The organism is Mucilaginibacter rigui (genome assembly GCF_014773275.1).
GTDB lineage: Bacteria > Bacteroidota > Bacteroidia > Sphingobacteriales > Sphingobacteriaceae > Mucilaginibacter > Mucilaginibacter rigui_A.
Genome location: NZ_JACWMW010000006.1, coordinates 29,156 through 51,980 on the forward strand (window position 1 = coordinate 29,156; position 22,825 = coordinate 51,980).

The 22,825-nt window shown below is 42.3% G+C and carries 23 protein-coding genes; 12 read left to right on the forward strand and 11 right to left on the reverse strand.

Translation table 11 applies throughout. The features are described from left to right. The 7 genes from IDJ75_RS19505 to IDJ75_RS19535 form a co-directional block, all read right to left on the reverse strand. Entirely contained in the window at positions 1–852 is an 852-nt protein-coding gene (locus tag IDJ75_RS19505; protein WP_191177334.1) for a 4-hydroxy-3-methylbut-2-enyl diphosphate reductase, read from the reverse strand. Between the two features lie 273 nt (positions 853–1,125). Continuing rightward, the gene (locus IDJ75_RS19510; RefSeq protein ID WP_191177335.1) at positions 1,126–1,782 is read right to left on the reverse strand and encodes a carotenoid biosynthesis protein; all 657 of its coding nucleotides are present in this window, start codon (positions 1,780–1,782) and stop codon (positions 1,126–1,128) included. Further along, positions 1,761–2,849, reverse strand: coding sequence for a glycosyltransferase (locus IDJ75_RS19515; protein WP_191177336.1), 1,089 nt, complete (start codon positions 2,847–2,849; stop codon positions 1,761–1,763). Before IDJ75_RS19515 ends, IDJ75_RS19510 begins: the two co-directional genes overlap by 22 nt. Before the next feature lie 2 nt (positions 2,850–2,851). Beyond that, positions 2,852–3,469, reverse strand: coding sequence for a lysophospholipid acyltransferase family protein (locus IDJ75_RS19520; RefSeq protein WP_191177337.1), 618 nt, complete (start codon positions 3,467–3,469; stop codon positions 2,852–2,854). Between the two features lie 2 nt (positions 3,470–3,471). Then, the gene (locus IDJ75_RS19525) at positions 3,472–4,095 is read right to left on the reverse strand and encodes a lysophospholipid acyltransferase family protein (RefSeq protein ID WP_191177338.1); all 624 of its coding nucleotides are present in this window, start codon (positions 4,093–4,095) and stop codon (positions 3,472–3,474) included. Beyond that, entirely contained in the window at positions 4,092–4,910 is an 819-nt protein-coding gene (locus tag IDJ75_RS19530; protein WP_191177339.1) for an alpha/beta fold hydrolase, read from the reverse strand. Before IDJ75_RS19530 ends, IDJ75_RS19525 begins: the two co-directional genes overlap by 4 nt. Positions 4,911–5,059: 149 nt before the next feature. Then, positions 5,060–6,274: a 3-deoxy-D-manno-octulosonic acid transferase gene (locus IDJ75_RS19535; protein ID WP_191177340.1), complete on the reverse strand. Its 1,215-nt coding sequence runs from the start codon at positions 6,272–6,274 to the stop codon at positions 5,060–5,062. A 66-nt stretch (positions 6,275–6,340) separates the two neighbouring features. Between IDJ75_RS19535 and IDJ75_RS19540 the strand changes: the two genes are divergently transcribed. From IDJ75_RS19540 to IDJ75_RS19560, 5 genes are all read left to right on the forward strand, one after another. Beyond that, the gene (locus IDJ75_RS19540; protein WP_191177341.1) at positions 6,341–7,651 is read left to right on the forward strand and encodes a UDP-glucose dehydrogenase family protein; all 1,311 of its coding nucleotides are present in this window, start codon (positions 6,341–6,343) and stop codon (positions 7,649–7,651) included. Further along, positions 7,651–8,637 (forward strand): UDP-glucuronic acid decarboxylase family protein, encoded by a 987-nt coding sequence (locus IDJ75_RS19545; RefSeq protein ID WP_191177342.1) that lies wholly within the window; start codon positions 7,651–7,653, stop codon positions 8,635–8,637. Before IDJ75_RS19540 ends, IDJ75_RS19545 begins: the two co-directional genes overlap by 1 nt. Before the next feature lie 81 nt (positions 8,638–8,718). Beyond that, positions 8,719–9,738, forward strand: coding sequence for a UDP-glucose 4-epimerase GalE (gene galE / locus IDJ75_RS19550; protein WP_191177343.1), 1,020 nt, complete (start codon positions 8,719–8,721; stop codon positions 9,736–9,738). 13 nt (positions 9,739–9,751) lie between these two features. Continuing rightward, entirely contained in the window at positions 9,752–10,807 is a 1,056-nt protein-coding gene (gene rfbB / locus IDJ75_RS19555) for a dTDP-glucose 4,6-dehydratase (RefSeq protein WP_191177344.1), read from the forward strand. Positions 10,808–10,809: 2 nt separating this feature from the next. Then, positions 10,810–11,547, forward strand: a complete 738-nt coding sequence (locus tag IDJ75_RS19560; RefSeq protein WP_191177345.1) for a tyrosine-protein phosphatase — start codon at positions 10,810–10,812, stop codon at positions 11,545–11,547. A gap of 116 nt (positions 11,548–11,663) precedes the next feature. On the opposite strand, the gene IDJ75_RS19565 is transcribed toward IDJ75_RS19560, so the two are convergent. Then, positions 11,664–12,902, reverse strand: coding sequence for an ABC transporter permease (locus IDJ75_RS19565; protein ID WP_191177346.1), 1,239 nt, complete (start codon positions 12,900–12,902; stop codon positions 11,664–11,666). A 131-nt stretch (positions 12,903–13,033) separates the two neighbouring features. On the opposite strand from IDJ75_RS19565, the gene IDJ75_RS19570 reads away from it, so the two are divergent. Then, positions 13,034–13,822, forward strand: coding sequence for a peroxiredoxin family protein (locus IDJ75_RS19570; protein ID WP_191177347.1), 789 nt, complete (start codon positions 13,034–13,036; stop codon positions 13,820–13,822). Positions 13,823–13,837: 15 nt separating this feature from the next. After that, positions 13,838–14,566: a TlpA family protein disulfide reductase gene (locus tag IDJ75_RS19575; RefSeq protein WP_191177348.1), complete on the forward strand. Its 729-nt coding sequence runs from the start codon at positions 13,838–13,840 to the stop codon at positions 14,564–14,566. 54 nt (positions 14,567–14,620) lie between these two features. Here IDJ75_RS19575 and IDJ75_RS19580 read toward each other — a convergent pair whose 3' ends face one another. Beyond that, positions 14,621–14,974, reverse strand: coding sequence for a HesB/IscA family protein (locus IDJ75_RS19580; protein ID WP_191177349.1), 354 nt, complete (start codon positions 14,972–14,974; stop codon positions 14,621–14,623). A gap of 92 nt (positions 14,975–15,066) precedes the next feature. Here IDJ75_RS19580 and IDJ75_RS19585 point away from each other — a divergent pair, with 92 nt between their 5' ends. The 4 genes from IDJ75_RS19585 (at position 15,067) to IDJ75_RS19600 (ending at position 19,678) form a co-directional block, all read left to right on the forward strand. After that, on the forward strand, positions 15,067–15,597 hold the full coding sequence (locus IDJ75_RS19585) for a DUF7935 family protein (RefSeq protein ID WP_191177350.1): 531 nt from the start codon (positions 15,067–15,069) through the stop codon (positions 15,595–15,597). A 5-nt stretch (positions 15,598–15,602) separates the two neighbouring features. Then, positions 15,603–17,150 carry an acyl-CoA mutase large subunit family protein gene (locus tag IDJ75_RS19590; protein WP_191177351.1) on the forward strand — a complete coding sequence of 516 codons (1,548 nt, stop codon included), beginning with the start codon at positions 15,603–15,605 and terminating at the stop codon, positions 17,148–17,150. Between the two features lie 308 nt (positions 17,151–17,458). Further along, complete coding sequence (dnaA, locus tag IDJ75_RS19595) at positions 17,459–18,883, forward strand: chromosomal replication initiator protein DnaA (protein ID WP_067055989.1); 1,425 nt, start codon at positions 17,459–17,461, stop codon at positions 18,881–18,883. Positions 18,884–19,222: 339 nt separating this feature from the next. Next, complete coding sequence (locus tag IDJ75_RS19600) at positions 19,223–19,678, forward strand: nuclear transport factor 2 family protein (protein ID WP_191177352.1); 456 nt, start codon at positions 19,223–19,225, stop codon at positions 19,676–19,678. On the opposite strand, the gene IDJ75_RS19605 is transcribed toward IDJ75_RS19600, so the two are convergent. After that, positions 19,679–20,410: a LytR/AlgR family response regulator transcription factor gene (locus IDJ75_RS19605; RefSeq protein ID WP_191177353.1), complete on the reverse strand. Its 732-nt coding sequence runs from the start codon at positions 20,408–20,410 to the stop codon at positions 19,679–19,681. Then, a complete protein-coding gene (locus IDJ75_RS19610; protein WP_191177354.1) occupies positions 20,407–21,468 on the reverse strand; it encodes a sensor histidine kinase in 1,062 nt (353 codons plus the stop codon). Before IDJ75_RS19610 ends, IDJ75_RS19605 begins: the two co-directional genes overlap by 4 nt. Positions 21,469–21,670: 202 nt before the next feature. On the opposite strand from IDJ75_RS19610, the gene IDJ75_RS19615 reads away from it, so the two are divergent. Then, on the forward strand, positions 21,671–22,735 hold the full coding sequence (locus tag IDJ75_RS19615; protein ID WP_191177355.1) for a DUF4932 domain-containing protein: 1,065 nt from the start codon (positions 21,671–21,673) through the stop codon (positions 22,733–22,735). The last annotated feature ends 90 nt before the right edge of the window (positions 22,736–22,825 follow it).

Below are 22,825 nucleotides of genomic sequence, written 5' to 3' on the forward strand. Positions count from 1 at the left end.
TCAATAGCTTTCCAGTTCGGCCTTTATTTGTTGCATCAGCCACATGGGGGTTGATGTGGCGCCGGCTATGCCTATTTTATCGCCGGGGTTGAACATACTTTTATCCAGTTCGGATATAGATGATACAAAATAAGTGTTGGGGTTGTGCTTACGGCATACTTCGTAAAGAACTTTTCCGTTTGATGATTTTTTGCCCGATACAAAAATTATTTTGTTAAAATTCACAACAAAGGCAGGCAAGTCTTTATCGCGGTTGCTTACCTGGCGGCAAATAGTATCATTGGCCTTAACCTCATAACCGCGAGAGATCAACTCATCCTTTACATGGTAAAACTTATCCATGCTTTTAGTGGTTTGGCTGTACAGTGTAAAACGCGATGGCAGGTCGGCATCATCCAGTTCGGCAATATCCTGAAAAACAAGGGCATCGCCATTGGTTTGCCCTTGCAGGCCTACAACCTCAGCATGGCCATGCTTACCAAATATCAATATCTGTTCTTTATTATCGTACGAAGTTTTGATACGGTTTTGTAGTTTTAAAACCACCGGGCACGATGCATCTATCAGTGTAATATTATTCTCTAAAGCTATTTTATACGTTTCGGGCGCTTCACCATGCGCACGGATCAGTACTTTCTCGTTACGCAGGTTCGCCAGTTCGGCATGTTCAATAATACGCAGGCCCTGCGCTTTAAGCCGTTCAACCTCTTCATCGTTGTGTACAATATCGCCAAGGCAATACAGGTAACCATCTTCGGCCAGTATCTCTTCGGCCATATCAATGGCATAAACCACCCCAAAGCAAAAGCCCGAATCCTGATCTATAGTAACTTGTAGCTGATAATTACCCATTGTGGTACAAAAATACTAAATTCTAAACGCTAAATTCTAAAATTAGATATAAGGCGTGTGTAAAGTTTATATGATCGTTTAAGTTGTTGAAATGTTTTATCTGTTATGAAGGTTTGATATACTAAGGGCGCTGCCTGCGGCCCGGGCTTTTCGCTCATACTGCTACAGGCCTTAGGCACAAGGCCGGTATCCGCTTCAGTTCAGCATTAGGCCTATTAACATGGTTAATAGCTATTCTAAAGAGATTGCTTCGTACCTCGCAATAACGAGTAATTATAAATATATCACCAAATTCAACAACCCAAAAAACACAAACTCTGTTACTAATAACACTGGTGCTGCAATGCTTTGTTTTTTAAAGTTAAAGAGCTCGAAAATATAAAGCATAACGGCGCTTACCAAAAACCAGCAAACGTAATTTTTCAAGGGGATATTACCACTGTTCCAGTGCCAGTAGTTAAACTTAATGGCAACGGGTTCTATTAAAACATCAAGCAAAACCAGTAATCCTGCGCCCGCTATTATCCTGAAGAAAGCACTTTTTAGCCGACTGCGCTGCAGGGTTACCCCGGTAGCGTAGATCAGCAAAAACCAGTTTACCCCAATCATTAGCGGGATGCCGGATAGTTTAACGCCAAGCGTTTCATCGTAAGTATAACTACCAAATAACCAGCCTTTATGCACTCCCACCCATTCGGCAATAAAACCAAGCCAGAATACAATGAGGATAAAGATGCCAAACCGGCTGCTGAGTTTGTGATGCCCCAATGTAACTACCCCCAGCATTAATAGTAAATGGAACGGCACTATTTGTAAGAACAACGCTCTTGTAACCGGCACTGATAAGCCAACCAGGCCAACTACATGGAACAGTATAATAATAATGATGGCTATACGTGGTGAAATGCTCAGATCTTTCGGCCTTTCCATACGGTGGTTTTGGTAAGATATTTTTGTATTGATGTAATACCGATGAGCAACAGGCTCAGCATTTGTATTGGATGCAAAAGTAAGTTAAGCCATGCATTTTGCCCCGCTGTTAACGAAATCATAATACGACTGAGCATAATAAGCCCTGCCATCATAGCGATGAAATTCGGATTCATGGTCATAACCACCACCACCGGGCCGCCGATGATAAGTAACAGGTAAATTAAAAAGCCAAATACGTTATAATTAAATGCGGCTAAAAAATTTTTGCCAAACCCGTTAACGGCCTGGTTATAACTTTTATACATGCGGCAGCTTATCATGCCATTGGCTAACAGGGCCTCACCGTTTAGTTTGGATGTTTTTACCAGCTTCATGATCTCTACATCCTCTACCACCTTATTTTTGGCCTGTTGGTGCCACTGGTAATTATTATAATCTTCGGCATTAAACAGCATAAACTGCCCGCTGGCTGCGGCAACAGCGGCGCTTTTAACCAGGTAAACCAGCCGCAAGGGTAGTAAGTTCAATAATATATAATGCATCAAGGGCACTACCATATTTTCGCCGGTGGTTACCATGGTTTGGTTGGTAAACAGGCTCAGCAGGCTTAACCCCCGCAGGTTCATGCGGTGGATAGCGCTATTTATTAACCCGTCCCCTATTTTTTCATCAGCATCTAAAAACAAAAAATAACTACCCGTGGCTTGTTGGGCCAGTTGATAGCAGGCAAAGTTTTTACCGAGCCAACCTGCAGGTAAAACCTCCCCTTTTATGGCTTTAAAGTTTTTGTGCGACCGGGCAAATTCCTCGCAAAGCGCGAAGGTATTGTCTGCTGAGTTATCATCCAATACTATTACTTCGTAGTTCTGATAATTTTGTTGAGCTATGGATTGCAGCAAGGTAAGTATATTATCAGCCTCGTTACGGGCGGGAATAAGGATTGATACCTTATCCTCATAATGTTTGCCTATACGCGGCAATTTAGGGTTGGATAAAAAATTGAACAGTGTAACCGTAAAGCGCAGTATTAAAAAAATAAAGGTTACTAAAAGGGCTGTGATCACTTTTATACAGTTATTTTGTTTTGCTGTTTTTTGGCACTATCATAATGTTGCTGATATAATTTTTGTGCTTCTTCCATGTTATTCACTTCGTCAATTGCCTTTAAATAAACGCTCGCTGTTGGTTTTTTATATTGCAGGTTCTCAATAAATGTTGCTGCCATTACAGTTTGGAATTTCCCTGCTGCCGCCGACATTATTTTTGATAACCCTTTTTCAAAATTTACCTCATCAGTAAAATTAGAATATAGTTTCCCCTGAGGGAATATCAGCACCATATTTTCGGGACCATTCAATAATTCGGCGGCGTATTTTAACGAAGCCAGCATATCGCGCGAGTTTTTACTTACCGAGAACGCACCCACATATTTAAAAAAAGAAACTTTTTGTACGGTTTCCTCAATTACCATTACATGAAAGCGCTTTTTTAAAACCTGGTGGTTAATATAATACATCAGGAAGCCATCCCACCAGCTAAAGTGATTGGCCAGTAAAAGCACCGACCTATTTTTATCCACTTCTACTTCATCAAACCTTACCTCCTTAAAATTGCCCTTAACAATCCGCAGGATGTAATTATGGAAGAACCAGTTAATAAGTTTATTTTTCTGTGGATATATCATACTTAATGCTCCACATCTATTTGCGCCTTAAACGCGTGCTGGTGAAAGGTATTTATCCGGGTAATCAGTTCATCGAAGGTTACCTCGCCGGCTACGCCGCAATCGTATAAATGAAAAAACACGGATGGTTTAAGGCTTTCAAAATAATCTATCAGTGCACAATTATAAACTATCTGGCATGGGCCTTTTATATTTTTAATAAGGCGCTCAATGCCTTTCTCTACCTTAATTTCGGTAGTATGGTTTGATATCAGTTCGCCCTGCGGAAAAACCACCACCAGGTTCTCAGGGTCGTTGAGCAGGCCTGCCGCGTATTGCAACGATTTGATCATCTCGCGCGATGACCGGTTGATAGAGAAGCCGCCAAAAAGGTTTAGCAGCATCCGCTTTTGCAGATGGTCTTCCTGCATCATAATATACAGGTGCCTGTTAAGGTGCCAGTAGGCCAGGTAATTGCCCCAAAGGCCATCCCACCAGCTAAAATGGTTACAAAGCAGCAAAACGGAATGCCCCGGTTTTGGGGCGAATGGCGTTACCACCAGCCGGTTAAAGGCACGGCGCATGCGGTAGCGCATGTATATGGCAAACCAGTTACTAAAAAGTTTTATTCTGCGGGCGGGTATCATTGCTGTAAATTTACTAAATACTCATCCAATTGTTTGGTAACCAGCCAATGCCCCATAGCTACTTCGTGCACTTCGGCGTTTTCAATACTGCCAATAAATGGCAAAGCAGCCTTCATCGGGAACAAATTATCGTGCCTGCCAAATATCAACCGGCATTTTATGTGGTGCTGATTGATCAATGCGGCTATTTTAACGGTGTCGGGTTTTAACAAACGGATGAGGTTTAGGGTATAATAAACATCCTGCCGTTTTTGTTCGGTATCAATTTCATTATAAGCTATCTGGTACAGGCTTTCATCAATAAACTTTACTCTTTTCAGGTTTTTAAGCATGGTTGGGGCCAGCCATTTGCTTTTGGTAACGTTTTTAAACATATAGCGCCCCCAGGGCTTGTGCAATAATATCTCAAAACCTTTATAAACCGAAAGGCCGTCGGGTGCCATAAGTATCACTTCGTCGATCAGATCGGCATATTCCTCAATCAAAATCAGCGCAATGTTGGCACCAATGGAATAACCCATTACAGAGAAACGCTGTCTGCCATGCAGTTTAAACCATTCCTCCACATATTCGCTCACCATTGCCCGGGGCATACCGGCGAGTATTTGCTGCTCTGTCCAGCCATTTAATTTGCTTTCGCCATGAAAAAAGTGGTCAAAACCATAAACGTGATATGCTTGTAGTATGGATTTTTCGAGCACGTGAAATTGCCTCCCCGTCATGCCATACCCGTGGAAGGCCAGCATGGGTTTACTGCCGATGCCGTATTCATGATAGTGTGCCACACCTAAGCCGGGGATATCCAAAAAGCCCATTGCGGCAATATTAAGAAAATGTTAGGTTAGTTTGGGTTTTGGTTGTTGGTTATTTAACCACAAAGTGCACGAAGGTTTCACAAAGGACAAGGAGATTTTTTTCTTTGTGACCTCTGTGGTTTTTCTCTGTGTTATTTGTGGTTAATATATTAATGCCGCTCCTTAATATACTTCATAATCGCCGCAGTAGCACCCACATTTTGCTGCACATAATTTTTTGCAGCAATAGCAGCTGTATACCGGGCAGCTTCATCGGTCATTAATACTCCTGCAACAGTATTTAATTCATCCTGGCTGCTAATACTAAACCCGGCCTTTAATTCCACCAGGTCACGCGCTTCCTTAAACTTATCGTATTTGGGGCCAAATATTACCGGCATGCCAAAAGCCGCGGCTTCCAGCGTATTGTGGATACCCGCGCCAAAGCCGCCACCTATATAGGCTATATCGGCATATTGGTAAAGGGATGATAACATACCGATGTTATCGATAATTAGATAAGATATATTAGATGTGAGATGTGAGATGCCGGAGAATTTGATAGTAGTTTCTTTTGGCAGCAAGCTAACCAATCCGCTTATTTTATCCTCCCCAATCTCATGCGGGGCAATGATGAATTTCCAGTCGGGGTGCTGAGTAATTAACTCTGCTATCAACTTTTCATCAGCAGGCCAGGTACTGCCGGCAATAAACAATTTTTGGTTACTCTTAAATTCAGCTACATACTTTAGCGATTTCGGCTGCTGCGCATTGGCCCATACCCTGTCAAACCGGGTATCGCCGTTTATGGTTACGTTGGTAATGCCAACATCGTGCAGTAAATGTTTAGATGGGATATCCTGCACAAAAAACCAGGTAACCATTTTCAGCATTTTACGGTGCAGGCCGCCATACCATTTAAAAAATACCTGCCCGGGCCGGAAGATGCCCGATATAATATAAAGCGGCACATGTTTTTTGTGCAATTCGTTAAAAAAGTGGTACCAATATTCGTACTTGGTAAAAATGGCCATCACCGGGTTTATTGTGCTAATGAATTTACGTGCATTAGCAGCCCTATCAAGGGGTAAATAATACACAACATCGGCAAGGGGGGTGTTTTTGCGGGCCTCATATCCCGAAGGCGAAAAAAAAGTTACAACTATGCTGTGTTGCGGGTAATCATTTTTAGCAGCCTCCAAAACCGGCCGGCCCTGTTCAAATTCGCCTAACGAAGCAAAATGGAACCAAATACTTGATTTTAACGGTTGCACATGCTGCCCGCTACGGCCTTTTATCCATAGTTTGGCTTTATTTTTATAAAGTGAAACTATATACACAAGCGTGTAGTATAAGAGTATACCGATGTTATATAGTACAAGCATTTTTTAGATTTGTATTATTATCTTCGTTGGGCATAAAAGTAATAACATTAATAACAAAAAGTATTTATGAAAATAGCTGTTGTTGGAACAGGTTATGTTGGCCTGGTAACAGGTACATGTTTGGCAGAAACCGGTAACCAGGTTACCTGCGTTGATATTAACGAGCAAAAGGTTAAAATGATGCAGGAGGGTCAGCTTCCTATATATGAACCTGGCCTCGAGTTGCTTTTTCACCGTAATATCAGCCAAAAAAGGTTGCTGTTTACCAATAACCTGGCCGATGCCATTGCCGATGCACAGATCATTTTCCTGGCTTTGCCAACGCCTCCGGGTGGTGATGGCTCTGCCGACCTGAGCTACGTTTTAGGCGCAGCAAAAGATATTGCCAAACTGGTAACCGACTACAAAGTTATCGTAACAAAATCTACAGTGCCGGTTGGTACTGCCGATAAGGTTACTGCTGTAATGAATGAAAACACCAGTGTTGAATTTGCAGTAGTATCAAACCCGGAATTTTTACGTGAAGGTGTAGCTGTTGAGGATTTCATGAAACCAGACCGTGTAGTTGTTGGTACTACTGACGAACGCGCACGCAAATTAATGGGCGAACTTTATGCGCCATATGTACGCCAGGGTAACCCGGTAATATTTATGGATGAGCGCTCATCTGAATTAACAAAATACGCCGCCAACTCTTTCCTGGCAACCAAAATATCGTTTATGAACGAGGTAGCCAACCTTTGCGAACTGGTGGGCGCCGATGTGGATATGGTGCGCCGCGGTATTGGTGCTGATAACCGTATTGGCAATCGTTTCCTGTTTTCGGGTATTGGCTACGGCGGCAGCTGTTTCCCTAAGGATGTGCAGGCGCTTGCCAAATCGGCCGAAGAGAACAAATACGATTTCAAGATCCTTAACTCGGTAATGGAAGTTAACGAGATCCAGAAAAAAGTATTGGTGCAAAAACTAAAAAAATACTATAAAGATGGCCTTAAAGGCAAACATTTTGCCATGTGGGGCCTCGCTTTTAAACCCGAAACTGATGATATCCGCGAAGCCCCGGCTTTATATATCATTGATGAGCTGTTAAAAGAGGGTGCAACCATCAGTGTGTTCGACCCGGAAGGGATGAAAAACGTAAAAGCCCTGCTTGGCGATAAGATTACCTACGGCGCCGATGCTTACGGGATATTAAATGATGCCGATGCATTGCTGATCGTTACCGAATGGTCGGCCTTCCGCACGCCTGATTTTGACAAGATAAGCGAGCTATTGAAAAGTAAGGTTATATTTGATGGCCGTAACCTTTACGACCTTCAAAAAATGATAGATCTTGGGTTCTATTACAACAGTATCGGCAGAAAAATAATTAGCTAATGGCACAACGCAAACGTATTTTAATAACAGGGGCCGCAGGCTTTTTGGGGTCGCACCTGTGCGACAGGTTCATTAAAGAAGATTACCATGTTATTGGCATGGATAACCTGATAACCGGCGACCTGCGCAATATTGAACACCTGTTTAAACTGGAAAATTTTGAGTTTTACAACCATGATGTTTCCAAGTTTGTGTATGTACCCGGCGAATTAAATTATATCCTGCACTTTGCATCGCCGGCAAGCCCTATTGATTACTTGAAAATCCCGATCCAAACACTAAAGGTAGGATCGTTAGGCACACATAATTTATTGGGACTGGCACGGGCTAAAAAAGCCAGGATGCTTATCGCTTCAACATCAGAGATTTATGGCGACCCTACTGTTAACCCGCAACCCGAAGAATACTGGGGTAATGTAAATACAGTTGGCCCGCGTGGTGTGTATGACGAAGCAAAACGCTTCCAGGAATCTATCACCATGGCCTACCACACGTTTCATGGTTTAGAAACACGTATTGTAAGGATCTTTAACACGTACGGCCCGCGTATGCGCCTCAATGATGGCCGTGTATTACCTGCTTTTATTGGCCAGGCCCTGCGTGGCGAACCTTTAACCATGTTTGGTGATGGGTCGCAAACCCGCTCTTTTTGTTATGTGGATGATTTGATAGAAGGCATTTACCGCCTGCTGCATAGCGATTACGCACAACCTATGAACATTGGTAACCCTGATGAAATAACCATCCGCGAGTTTGGGGAGGAGATCATCAAACTAACCGGTACCGATCAGCAAATGATAAGCCTGCCCCTGCCAACAGACGACCCTAAACAACGCCGCCCTGATATTACCAAGGCAAGGGCCATTTTGGGCTGGGAGCCAAAAGTATCGCGCAGCGAGGGGTTGAAAATTACTTATGAATACTTTAAATCACTGCCCGAGCAGGAGATACAGCATAAGGACTTTACTTACTATAATAAGCAATAGTAACAAAACGCAGAGGTGCGGCGTCATATATCCGCACTTATGCAAAGCGGTAATATCCCCGCTTCAATAAAACATCGTTCCATGAAAATATTAGTAACAGGCGGCTTAGGTTTTATAGGTTCGCATACCGTGGTAGAACTTGTTAACGCAGGCTACGACCCGGTAATTATTGACGATCTCTCTAACTCCAACATTAAAATATTAGACCAGCTTGCAAAAATAATTGGTTACAAACCGGCATTTTACAAGCTGGACCTGTGTGATGAAAAGGCTGTAAAAGACCTTGCCGCCAAAGAGGCCGATATTGCGGGCATCATCCATTTTGCTGCATCAAAAGCCGTTGGCGAATCGGTAAAAAACCCGCTTAAATATTACTACAACAATTTTTTCTCGCTGATCAATATATTAAAAGCTTATGATGGCAAGGCAATAAGCTTTGTTTTCTCATCAAGCTGTACGGTATATGGGCAGCCCGATGTGTTACCTGTAACAGAGGACGCCCCTGTAAAACCTGCGCAATCGCCCTATGGCAATACCAAACAAATAGCCGAAGAGATATTGCAGGATATTATAGCAGCTGGTACAGCCTATAAGATAATTTCGCTAAGATACTTTAACCCTGTTGGCGCGCACGATAGTGCTTTGATAGGCGAATTGCCTATTGGTGTACCGCAAAACCTTATACCATTTATAACCCAGGCCGCTATTGGCAAACGCGAAAAAATAACCGTATTTGGCAATACCTACAACACCCCCGATGGCAGTTGCGTACGCGATTATATACACGTGGTTGACCTGGCCAAGGCGCACGTTGCGGCCATTAAATTAATGGAACCCGAGAGCTTTAGCGGTTACGATGTATTTAATATAGGTACAGGTAATGGCAGCTCGGTTTTAGAGGTAATAAAAGCTTTTGAAAACGCTACCGGCCAAAAACTGAAATATGAAATAGGCCCACCGCGCGAAGGTGATGTGGAACAGGTTTGGGGCGATGTTACCAAATCAACAAAAAAATTAAACTGGAAAGCCGGGCTGGATCTTGGTACCATGATGTCGTCGGCATGGGCGTGGGAACAATATATCGCCCAAAATCCGTTATAATCATTATTGTGTTATGAAAAAGATAATTATTACCGGAGGTGCCGGCTTTATTGGGTCGCATGTGGTGCGCCGTTTTGTTACCAACTATCCAGATTATACCATCATTAACCTTGATAAGCTTACCTATGCAGGCAACCTGGCTAATCTAACAGATATTGAGAACGAGCCGAACTACGTTTTTGAAAAGGGGGATATTTGTGACACCGATTTTCTTTCCGATCTTTTTATTCGCCACCAAGAAATTGAAGGTATTATACACTTAGCTGCCGAGTCGCATGTAGACAGGTCAATTACCGACCCCGGAAGCTTTGTGTTAACCAACGTGTTAGGAACTGCTAACTTATTAAATGTAGCCCGTTTGCATTGGCAAGGGCGTAGCGATAAGCCTCGCTTTCATCATGTATCTACCGATGAGGTATACGGTTCATTAGGTGCTCAGGGATTATTTACTGAAAATACGGCTTATGATCCTCATTCGCCCTACTCGGCATCAAAAGCAAGTTCAGATCATTTCGTGAGGGCTTATCATGATACCTATGGTTTAAACACTGTTATATCAAACTGCTCAAATAATTATGGGTCGTTCCATTTTCCGGAGAAACTGATCCCGCTGGCTATTAATAACATTAAGCAGGGTAAACCTGTACCGGTTTACGGTAAAGGCGAGAACGTACGCGACTGGCTTTGGGTGGAAGACCATGCCCGGGCTATTGATGTGATATTTCATAAAGCTAAACCCGGCTCTACCTATAATATTGGCGGCCATAACGAGTGGAAAAACATCGACCTGATAAAACTGTTGTGCAGTATATTGGATACCAAACTGGGGCGTACTGCCGGCGAATCGGCAAAACTGATAACCTATGTAACAGACAGGGCCGGGCACGACCTAAGATACGCTATAGACGCTACCAAGCTTAAAAACGAATTAGGTTGGGAACCATCTATCACGTTTGAAGAAGGGCTTGAAAAAACGGTTGACTGGTACCTCGCAAACGAGCAATGGCTTAATGATGTAACATCGGGCCATTACCAGGATTATTACAAAGGGCAATATACTAATCGTTAAAAATGTTCGGATTATTTAAGAAGAAGGAAGTTAAAAGAACAGTGAGTTTTGATTACAGCACTGTTGTTACAGATATGCACTCGCATGTATTGCCGGGTATTGACGATGGGGCCCAAAACGTAGAAGAATCTATCTTCCTCATCAAAAAAATGATGGCCTTGGGTATCAAAAAAATTATTGCTACCCCGCACGTTATGATAGATTATTACCGTAACGATGCCGATAGTATAGGCAATGCCTTAACAACCCTTAAAGCAGCTTTAAAAGAGCAAAATATTGATATTGATATTTCGGCAGCGGCCGAGCACTACTTTGATGAAACTTTTGAAAAGCGAATAGCCGACCGTAAGGTATTTACCATGGGCGATAATTACGCGCTTTTTGAACTTTCGTTTATTACCCAGCCACCAAACCTGATCGCTGTTATTCAAAAAATGAAGGATGCCGGTTATAAACCTATATTGGCACACCCCGAGCGATATGCTTATATGGATATTGAGCAGATGAAAACCATCCGCAGCTGGGGCTGCGATCTGCAATTGAATACCATAGCCTTATCGGGATATTATGGTAAACATGCAAAAAGAATAGCCGAAGAGATGATAGATAACCAAATGGTTGATTTCATTTCGAGCGATATGCACCACCCCCGCCATGCGGCTGCTTTTGAAAGTACCCTGGCTATGCCCTACCTGGAAAAATTACTTTTTGATTATCCGTTGAAAAACGTGATGCTGTAGAGGAGAGACAAGACTTGAAGATAACAACAGAAAGGGCTTAGATAAATATCTAAGCCCTTTCTTATTTCTCGTCTCTTGAGTTGCTTTTCTTTGACTCTAAAATTCTTTACTCTCTCTTACTCGTATCTCAACGCCTCAACCGGATCAAGCTTGGACGCTTTTTTAGCAGGGTAAAACCCGGATGCCAGGCCTATAAACGTACACAAGCCTACAGCGCAGAATAACCAAACCCATGGTACTATAAAAGTACCGCTAATTTGCACAGCTATAAGGTTACCAATGGCCATGCCCAATACAATACCGCCAAAGCCGCCTATTAGGCAAATTACAATGGCTTCTATCAAAAATTGTTTACGTATTACTGATGGGGTAGCACCAATAGCTTTACGCAAACCAATTTCGCGGGTGCGCTCTGTTACCGATACCAGCATAATATTCATCAAGCCAATGGCAGCACCTATAAGCGTAATAGCGCCAATGGCAAAGCCCGCCACGGTTATACCTGTTAACTGGCCCGATAACTCCTGCTGAATAGAATCGCTCCTTGAGATCTCAAAATTCTCGGCCTGGCCTAAACGGATACCACGGATATTGCGCATCAGGGAGGTAGCCTCACCAATGCTGGCATCAAGTACATCGGGGCTGTTTACGTTTACCGTAACGCCAAACGTTGGTTTTGATGTAGCTGCAATTTGCCTGGCCTTTTGTACGGGTATAATGCAAAATTTATCGCCGCCAAAGCTATTACTGCCTTTAGGGGCAACTACACCAATTATCCTGAATTTACTGCTGCCAAGTAATATCGACTTATTGATGGGGTCTTCTTTTTTAAATAACTTAACTTTTATCTCATCGCCAATAATTACTACGTTGGCACCATGCTCCAGCTCGGATGCCGAAAAGTTACGGCCCAGAGACAGTTTATGGCCTTTTATAGCCAGGTAATTATCATTACTCCCCGTTACAGAAATATTAGGGTTTGTTTTGATACTGTTGTATTTGGCAATTGCGGTACCGGTAACATTCAGGTCGATACTGATACGGGCCGGTAGTTTATAAAGTTTGGCAAACCTTGCTGCTTCATCATAGCTAATGGCCGGGTATATTTTGCGGTGGCCGCCATTACCAAAACTAATGCCACTGCCCCTGTTTTGAATGGTAAATGAGTTTGCGCCCAAACCTGCAAAAGCATCGTTTGTAAACTGTTTTATACCTTCAATTGCTGTTAAAATACCTACCAGCGCCATAATACCAATGGCAATAATTAAAGCTGTAAGCGAGGTACGCAACCTGTTACCGCTGATAGATTGGAGTGCAATAGATATGTTCTCTTTAAAGGTTGTTTTTACCGGCATGCCATAAATATAAAAAAACTCGACGGTATGACTATAAAGGGCGGGGGTTTGTTACAGGTGGCCCGCTAATTATTTGCAGGTATTGATTACTAGAAAAACAAAAGCTAAATTTCCTAAAATTTAGCTTTACCATGTCGCGATTGTTCACCATACTGCTGCTGCTTGCTTGTTTTGCTGCTCAGGCGCAAACCCGTCCGTCACCAAAAGATATATTAGCAGATGAGAAACTTCTTGTAAAGGATTCGGCAGGCAAAGTACTTCAATACAAAGAATGGCGGCCGCTTATTGCTACAGGCGATTATGTTATCCGCAGTATTTATCGCGCTAACGATACTACCCATATATTGCGCCACATTACCCCCGAAGAAAAAGCTCGGTTCGCCGCTATGCGTCCAACAATTCCTACTGTTCCAACGGCAGATCCCGGGCCACAGGCACCGCAGTTAAACCCCGATGATGAACCGGTAAACCAACCGGCTCCAAGCGAATCGTTCCCTGTTGGTGCCAAACTAAATATGTTATCCGCCAAAGATATGGATGGCAAGTGGGTAGATAATAAGGCAACCAAAGGCAAAATTGTAGTGCTTAACTTTTGGTTTATTGGCTGCCCTCCATGTAAAGCAGAGATCCCCGAATTAAACAAACTTGTTGCTGAGAACGCGGCTGACCCCGATATTATTTTTATCGCAGTAGGGCTCGACCGTAGATGGGAGATCAGCGACTTTTTAAAAACCCACCCGTTTAATTACCGGCAAGTTGCCGAAGCGAGAAGGTATTGCGAAGGCTACGGCATAAAATTATACCCTACCAATGTTATTATAGATAAGCAGGGTATTATCCGTTACAGCGCGGTGGGCTACGGCCAAAACTACATGGCCTGGATGAAAAAAACAATCAGAGATATTAAAAACGAGAATTAACCCGCCAAAACCTTAATGAAACAAACCTTACTTATAGCCGCATTATTATTTATAACCTACCTATCAAGTGCACAAATTGAGATTACCAAACCCATAGAGGAATTTGCCGCCAATAAAAACACCATTGTTACAAACGAAAAGGGTGTAAAATACGCGTATGCCGATTGGGCAAAACTAATGGCAACCGGCAATTACAAATTAAACCCGCTTATACATGATAGTGACAGCACTTCCTTTATTTTAGTACGGCGAAACGAAAAAGCAGAGGATGCAAAATTCGCGAAGCTCCCAAAACCTGTTGAAACAAAATTTTTCAAGACCGGGGCCGTGTTCCGTTTCAAAGACATGATAGATATGAGCGGCGAACAAATTACCGCCGAATCATTAAAAGGGAAAATTGTAGTATTAAACTTTTGGTTTATTGCCTGCCCGCCCTGTCGGTATGAAATGCCTGAACTAAATACCCTGGTTGAAAACTATAAAAAAAACAAGGATGTTATCTTCATAGCCATATCTCTTGATAAGCTGGCCGATGTAAAAAAATTCCTGACGGTAATACCATTTAAATTCCATGTTGTTGGCCAATCGATGCCGTTGTTTTACCTCTATGGAGTAGATGAATGCCCGGCAAGCTTAGTTATAGACAGAACAGGTATTATTAAATTTCACAGCCAGGGTTATGGCGACGGGGCAACACCCTATTGGATAAAGAAGACCATTGCCGAAATTCAAACTCAAAACTAAACCCACAAAAAAGGCCCCTGATGCAGAGGCCTTTTCAATATTTATATAAATATATTAAACCGAGAACGAAGTACCGCAGCCGCAAGTGCTGGCAGCATTAGGGTTATTAAAAGTAAATCCACGTGCGTTTAGGCCATCCTGAAAATCTATCTGCATGCCGGCAAGGTAAAGTCCATGCGCTTTGTGCATATAGGTTTTAATACCGTCAATCATAAATTCCTGATCGCCGTCCTTCTTCTGGTCGAAGCCTAAAACATAGTTCATGCCCGAGCAGCCACCGCCTTCAACGCCTACGCGCAGGCCAAAGTCATCGCTCAGTTCTTGCTGGTCTTTTAATTTAAAAAGTTCTTTTACGGCACCTTCGGTAAAAGTAACGGGTGCTGTCAGGGTTTCAACAATAGCGCTCATCTTATTTTTAATTAACTACACAAATATAAGGTAAAATGCGGATTTTTGCACCGGCCGATTTATTTATGACCTCCGCATAACATTAATAAAACATGATACTGTACACCTATCTGCTTGATATTTTAAAATATACCGTTGCCGGCATAGGCATTATATATGTAGCCTTTTACATGCTGAAACCCTATCTGGATAAAACTACCGCCCTGCAAACACTGGAGTTTAAAAAAGCCATAGCAAACCAAACCCTTCCACTGCGGTTACAGGCTTATGAACGTTTGGTATTATTTATCGACAGGATAAACCCCTCAAATATGCTGATCCGTTTAAATGGCAATGGCTATAGTGCTGCCGAACTAAACAGCATTATATTAAACGAGATACGTACCGAGTACCAGCACAACGTTACCCAGCAAATTTATGTAAGCACACAGGCTTGGGCAGTTGTAAAGCGTGTAAAAAGCGATACCCTGACGCTTATAAGCAGTGCAGTAAAAACAATGCCTGATAATGCAACCGGGCTTGATCTGGGTAAAGTGATCTTAACCCATTTAAGCAAACTGGAAGAAGACCCATACGATATTGCTACCAACCTGGTAAGGCAAGATCTTGAAAATATATTTTAAGCACCATGACCGATAAAAAATTCAAAACCATTTCAGGCATCGAGCTTAAGGAGGTTTATACAGAACCATCGGGCATGACCGAGCTGCCCGGGCAGTTCCCATACACACGCGGCATCCAGAAAGATATGTACCGGGGCAAACCCTGGACCATGCGCCAGTACGCGGGTTTCTCTACCGCCGAAGAAAGTAACAAACGTTACCATTATTTATTAGGCCAGGGCACTATGGGCCTATCGGTAGCATTTGACCTGCCCACCCAGATTGGGTACGACAGCGACCACGAATTATCAGAGGGCGAAGTAGGCAAGGTTGGCGTGGCGATAGATTCATTAAAGGATATTGAGATACTGTTTGATGGTATACAGTTAAAAGATATCACCACCAGCATGACCATCAACGCTACTGCGTCTATCCTGCTGGCCATGTACATCGCGTTAGCGAAAAAACAAGGGGCCGATCTGAAGCACATCTCGGGCACTATCCAAAACGATATATTAAAGGAATACGCTGCAAGGGGTACATATATATATCCGCCTACCCCATCCATGCGCCTCATTACCGATATTTTTGAGTATTGCAGTAAAGAGGTGCCCAAATGGAACACCATATCTATATCAGGCTACCACATTCGCGAAGCAGGCTCAACTGCCGTGCAGGAGTTGGCCTTTACCCTGGCCAACGGTAAAACATATTTAAAGGCCGCTTTAGAAAAAGGGCTTGATATAAACATATTTGCCAAGCGCCTTTCTTTTTTCTTTAACTGCCATAATAACTTTTTTGAAGAGATAGCCAAATTCAGGGCTGCCCGCCGTATGTGGGCGCATATAACCAAAGGACTTGGCGCTACCGACCCGGGCGCGCAAAAGCTGCGTTTCCATACCCAAACCGGAGGATCAACCCTTACCGCCCAGCAACCCATGAATAATGTGGTACGGGTAAGTATGCAGGCATTGGCCGCGGTGTTGGGCGGTACGCAATCGCTGCATACCAATGGTTACGACGAGGCCTTATCCCTGCCAACCGAGGCGGCCGCTAAAATTGCCCTCCGCACCCAGCAGATCATAGCTTTTGAAAGCGGCGTTACCGATACGGTTGACCCGCTGGCCGGTTCGTTCTTTATTGAGGCTTTAACAGATGAGCTTGAAGCAGCCGCACAGTTATATATAGATAAGATAGATGCGATGGGTGGTTCGGTAAAAGCTATTGAGCAGGACTATATACAGCAGGAAATAGCGGCAGCAGCGTACCAATACCAAAACGATATTGAAAGCGGCGACCAGGTACTGGTTGGCGTTAACAAATTCACCCAGCAGGAAGATGTTGCCCAAAACGTATTCAGGGTTGATGATGCCATCCGCAGGCAACAAATAGATAAGCTTACCCGTTTAAAAGAAGAGCGAAATAATGAGGAAGTGCAAAAAGCGCTTCAGAATTTAACAGTTGCCGCGCAGGGAAAAGACAATTTAATGCCCTATATTTTAACGGCGGTTGAATGCTATGCTACCCTCGGAGAAATAGCCGATGTAATGAGAAATGTGTTCGGCGAATATTGATGAAAATTGTTCTCCTAATTAAGGATTTTTCAAATTTTTTTACCAAAAAATAATCCACATTTTTAAAACCATCTGTGTTTAAACTTTTAAAACCGCAATACAGCAAAACTGACGCATAAAACCGCGTTCTTCATGCGAAATATAATGTTAATAACTTTAATATTTGCAATAAAATTGCTTAATTTTTATAAATATATTTCTTAAAATTTATTTTTTTATCCGCTTTTTTTTAGAATATTCGATGTTCCGAAACGGGCGAAAAATTGTCCTCTTCGGAGACTGTAAATCAAGATATTACTAATACTTCTATGGAAAAAACTTGTACTAACGTTTGGAATAGCTGCCTTCAGATCATAAAAGACAACATACCGGCACAAAGCTTTAAAACCTGGTTCGAACCAATAAAAGCTTTGCGTATGGAGGGTAGCGTTTTAACGATACAGGTACCAAGTTTATTCTTTTATGAGTGGTTGGAAGAACACTATGTAGGCTTGCTGCGCAAAACAATAAAAAAACAATTAGGCGATGAAGGTCGTTTAGAGTATAACATTGTTGTTGAGCAGTCATCAAGCAAACCATATACTACCAACATGCCCTCGAATGGAAATGGTGCTGAATCAAAAAATCAGTCTATGCCAATACCTATTTCTATAAATAAGGATATTAAGAACCCGTTTGTAATACCGGGCCTTAAAAAGCTGAATGTAGATCCGCAGCTAAACCGCAATTACACCTTCGAAAACTTTGTTGAAGGCGATTGCAACCGTTTGGCGCGTTCTGCCGGTTATGCTGTTGCTGCCAAACCGGGCGGCACCTCATTTAACCCCTTAATGATATATGGTGGTGTTGGCCTTGGCAAAACCCACTTAGCCCAGGCTATTGGTAACGAAATTAAACGCACCCTGCCAGATAAGCTTGTACTATATGTAAGCTGCGAAAAATTTACCCAGCAATTTGTTGATGCACTTAAGCACAATAACATAAACGATTTTGTTAACTTTTACCAGGCAATAGATGTACTGATCATGGATGATGTACACAACTTTGCCGGTAAAGAAAAAACACAGGATTTCTTCTTCCACATCTTCAACCACCTGCATCAAAGTGGCAAACAACTGATCATCACATCAGATAAAGCACCTAAAGACCTGGCCGGGTTAGAAGAACGTTTGCTATCGCGTTTCAAATGGGGCCTTTCTGCCGATTTGCAGATCCCTGACCTGGAAACCCGTATGGCTATCCTCAAGAACAAGATATACCAGGACGGTATCGAACTATCAAACGATGTGGTAGAGTACGTTGCCCATAACATTGATAATAACGTACGTGAGCTGGAAGGCGCCATGGTTTCGCTTTTAGCGCAATCTACCCTTAACCGTAAGGAGATCGACCTGAACCTGGCCAAGCAAATGCTGAAGAATTTTGTAAAAAACTCTTCTAAAGAAATTTCAATGGAATACATCCAGAGCCTTGTTTGCGAGTACTTTGAAGTGCCTATAGAAATGGTGAAATCGCAAACCCGCAAACGCGAAATTGTACAGGCCCGCCAGATCTCGATGTACCTGGCCAAGGCACATACCAAAAGCTCATTAAAATCAATCGGTAACTTTTTCGGTGGCCGCGATCACTCTACCGTTATCTATGCATGCCAAACAGTTGAAGATTTGATTGATACCGATAAAAAATTCAAAGGCTACGTAGCCGATATCCAAAAAAAGCTCAAAATGTCGTAATTGATATTATAGATATACTAAAGCCTTGCAGCAATGCAGGGCTTTTTTGTTTAGCAGCTTGTCATCCCAAAATGCTGTATTCAGCGCCGCTCAGAACGTCCCAAAATCGCCCTTAAAACGACCCAAAACGCCCCTGTTCGCTCAAAGTGTTCACGTTCACTGCCGTGAACGCGCGTGAACACCCTTATTAAACTCATAATCAACACCTTGAGTTTATACCGTACTTGCAAAATAGCGCCATCCATCGTTTATCATCTGGGTATTACGCTCACTCCTACGTTCGGAATGACAGGTTTTGATTGAATTTTATTTAAATTGCAGCAACCAATCCTTTCAATTATGAAAAAATTACTACTTGCAACGTTGTTACTTGCGTTTACCGCCCCGGCCTTTTGCCAAACTGATAAAGACGATGTAAAAAAGGCCATTAATACCCTTTTTGATGGCATGCGTAAAGGCGACAGCACCATGCTGCTCTCCGTATTTCATAAAGATATGGTGCTACAAAGCGCTGCTAACAAAAAGGATGGTTCGGCAGTGTTGATAACCGAAAAACCCGGCGATTTTGTAAAACAGGTTGGCACCCCCCATAAAGAAATATACGACGAGCGCATTACCTGGGGCGACATTAAAATTGATGGCGCGCTGGCCAGTGTTTGGACACCCTACAAATTTTACCTGGGCACTGCTTTTAGCCATTGTGGTGTTAATTTTTTCCAGTTGATGAAAACCGCCGCCGGCTGGAAGATCATTTATATTGTTGATACCAGGCGCAAGGATAACTGCCCTGAGTAATTACTGATTCCCTATCCGTTTATAAAACCCGTCCCTATAGCTATCTCCTATTGGGATAATGGTTTCGCCGATAAAAATTCGACTGCGTTCTATATACGTGATGTGTTTAAAAGCCACAATAAAAGACTTGTGTACCCTTATAAAACCTGCAGGGGGTAACTGCTCTTCAACTTTTTTTAACGTTTGCAGGCTTAGTATCCTATCTGCACCGGTTTGTATGGATATATAATTTTGCAACCCCTCAATGTATAAAACATCATCAAGGTTAACCTTTTGTATGCGGTTCTCTGTTTTAACAAACAGGTAAGTAGCTGTATTTTGCCGCTCGGCATTTTCAACACTTGCAGCCGGAAACGGTGCATCTGCATTTTTAGGTTGTAAAATATGCATTGCTTTTTCTGCCGCGCGGTAAAACCTATCAAATGCTATAGGCTTTAGCAGGTAATCAACAACATCATGCTCATAACCATCAAGCGCGTATTTAGAATAGGCCGTTGTTAAAACAACCTTACTATGCCTCCCGGCAATTTTGATGAACTGCAACCCATTTAACTCGGGCATTTGTATATCCAAAAAAACCAGGTGAATAGTTTGTGTTCTAAGGATACTCAACCCGTCAATAGGGTTTGTGGTTGTTGCTGCCAATTCTAAAAATGGAATTTTCTTAATATAATCGGCCAGTATATCTATAGCAAGCGGCTTATCATCAACTATAAGGCATTTTATATTCATTGGCTCAATTTTAAAACTAATTTAACCATGTAAAACCCGCCCTGGTCTTTTACTACCAGTTCGTGCTTATCAGCATATGTTAATTGCAGCCGCCTGCGTACATTGTTTAAACCAATACCGCCGGTGGTATCCTTAAGGCTATTGTTCTTTTTGTTGCTCACGTAGAAAATTATGCCCGTGTTGTCTGCGTGTAAATATATCTCAACAGGGTTGTCCGGATCATTAAGAACGCCGTGCTTAAAAGCATTTTCAACAAAGGCAATAAATATAAGCGACGCTATCTGCTGGTCGCCGATGTACCCCTCCTGTATAAAATTAACATAAGCTACACCTTTGGCGCTTATCCGTTGCAGGGCTATTACATTTTCCAGGTATTCTGCCTCGCGGTTCAGGGGCATAAAATCTTCGTTCCCATCGCGCAGCATGTAACGCAGCATTACCGATAGTTTTAGCAATGCCTCGGGCGCCTGTTCAGATCTCTGATAAGTAAGCGCATAAATATCATTAATGGCGTTAAACAAAAAATGCGGGTTAACCTGCGACCGCAGGAAAGCAAGTTCGGTGGTCAGTTTTTCTTTTTGAAGCTCCTGGTGGCGGCGGCTGTTCTTATACCAGTTCTCTACAAAGAAAAAGATGAGCCCGTAAATAAAATAACCCGGGAAGTAATATAAGATCACATTGCGTGCAAAATCAGTTAAAGGCCATTCATGCCCCCTGTAATTATCAAACCCTAATACCGGCAAAAAGAAGCCATACTCGAGTACGTAGCGCAGCACAATAATAAATACTATTGTACATACGATATATAAGACTGCCTTTATATAATTTTTAAAAACAAAAAATTGCGGGGCTATAAACAAGTAACTGCAATAAAAGCAGCAGGCAAGTATTAAGGTATAACCTGTTTCAATAAGTAAATACTTGATGTATAAACTGGCATCATGAGGTACCGACAGGTAGGAAGAAAACAGGTTAAGAGTAAACTTATTATAAGATGTGTTTATAATGAGCAGCACCCAAAATACTATATGTAAAAGTACAATATACTTTTTCTTCATTGGGTAAATATAGAAGGATACCCCTGTTTTTTAAATTTCAATATATGAATTGTTCATAGTTAGTGATAAACCGTATGATATAACTGACGAACCCTTATTACGGGCGTTTAGCGTTCGTCAATAAATTTGGTTTGTTCATCAACTTCAATTGCAGCATAGTTGGTAAGCATTCACATTTGTGATCAAATCATATCACAAAAAAATGAAAAGATCAATAATTGCCAGTCTGCTTTTTTTACTGCCTTTGTTTGCAGTATGCCAGGAAAAGCTAACCGTAACCGTTCATCCAGGGGTTGAACTGTTTACCATTGTACAAATACTTGCCGATCAGTATCCCAAACCAAACCCATCTGCCTATACTACAGAAGTAATGGCATATTTTGAAAAATACAAAGACCACCCCGCTGTTAAAAAAGCTGCTTCTTTTAAACAGGTGTATACCGATATGGTAGAACTTGGCTGGTGCATGAGCGATTTCCCCAACATAAAGATCCATGAGCCGGATAGCGATATAAACTGGTATAAATTTAACGGGAAAGAAAATACGCTGGAATATATAAAACTTTGCCGCGACTTTTTTAATGATACCAAATTTTGGGACTTTTACCAGCAACATATACCCCGTTATACCAAATGGGGTAACGAGTTAAAACTTAAGGTAGACTCGGGCCAGTACATAAAAAATTTGGAGGATTTTTATAAATATAAAGCCGATGCAAAATGGTATATCTGTATCGATCCGTTGAATAGCTGGGGATCACATGCTATTATGACGAAAACTTTAAACCCCCAGTTTTCTGATCTGCTGGTGTACAATACCGGTTATTTTAACAGGAATGGCAAGGCAGATGCAGACCCTGTTTTTGAATTCAGGGATTTTGAGAACCTGGTTTGGCATGAGGGCAGCCATGTTTACATTAACGCGTTAATAAGCAAGTACCAAAAACAAATTGATGAAATGGAATACCTGTTTAATAAGGATGATGACGGAATGAAGCGCAATAATATTGGCACATGGCGATATTGCTTTGATGAGAACATGGTGCGGTCAATTACAGCAGCGCTTTACAAAAAATACCGTACCGAACGTTTGTACAAACGCCAGATAGCTAAAGAAATTTTAAGCGATTTTATTTATGTAGATGAACTCACCCCGTTTATTTATACTAATTATCTCAACAGCAATAAGTACAAGGATTTCGCCGATTTTTTTCCGCAGGTGCTAAAATTCCTGAAAGAAAAGCATCCGGCAAAGCCTGTCAGATAAGTTGTAACTGCCTGATGGGCGGGGATAACAAGATAGCCCGGCTGCTTACGCAACCGGGCTTTTTCCGTCTTTTGTTATTTAATATCCGGC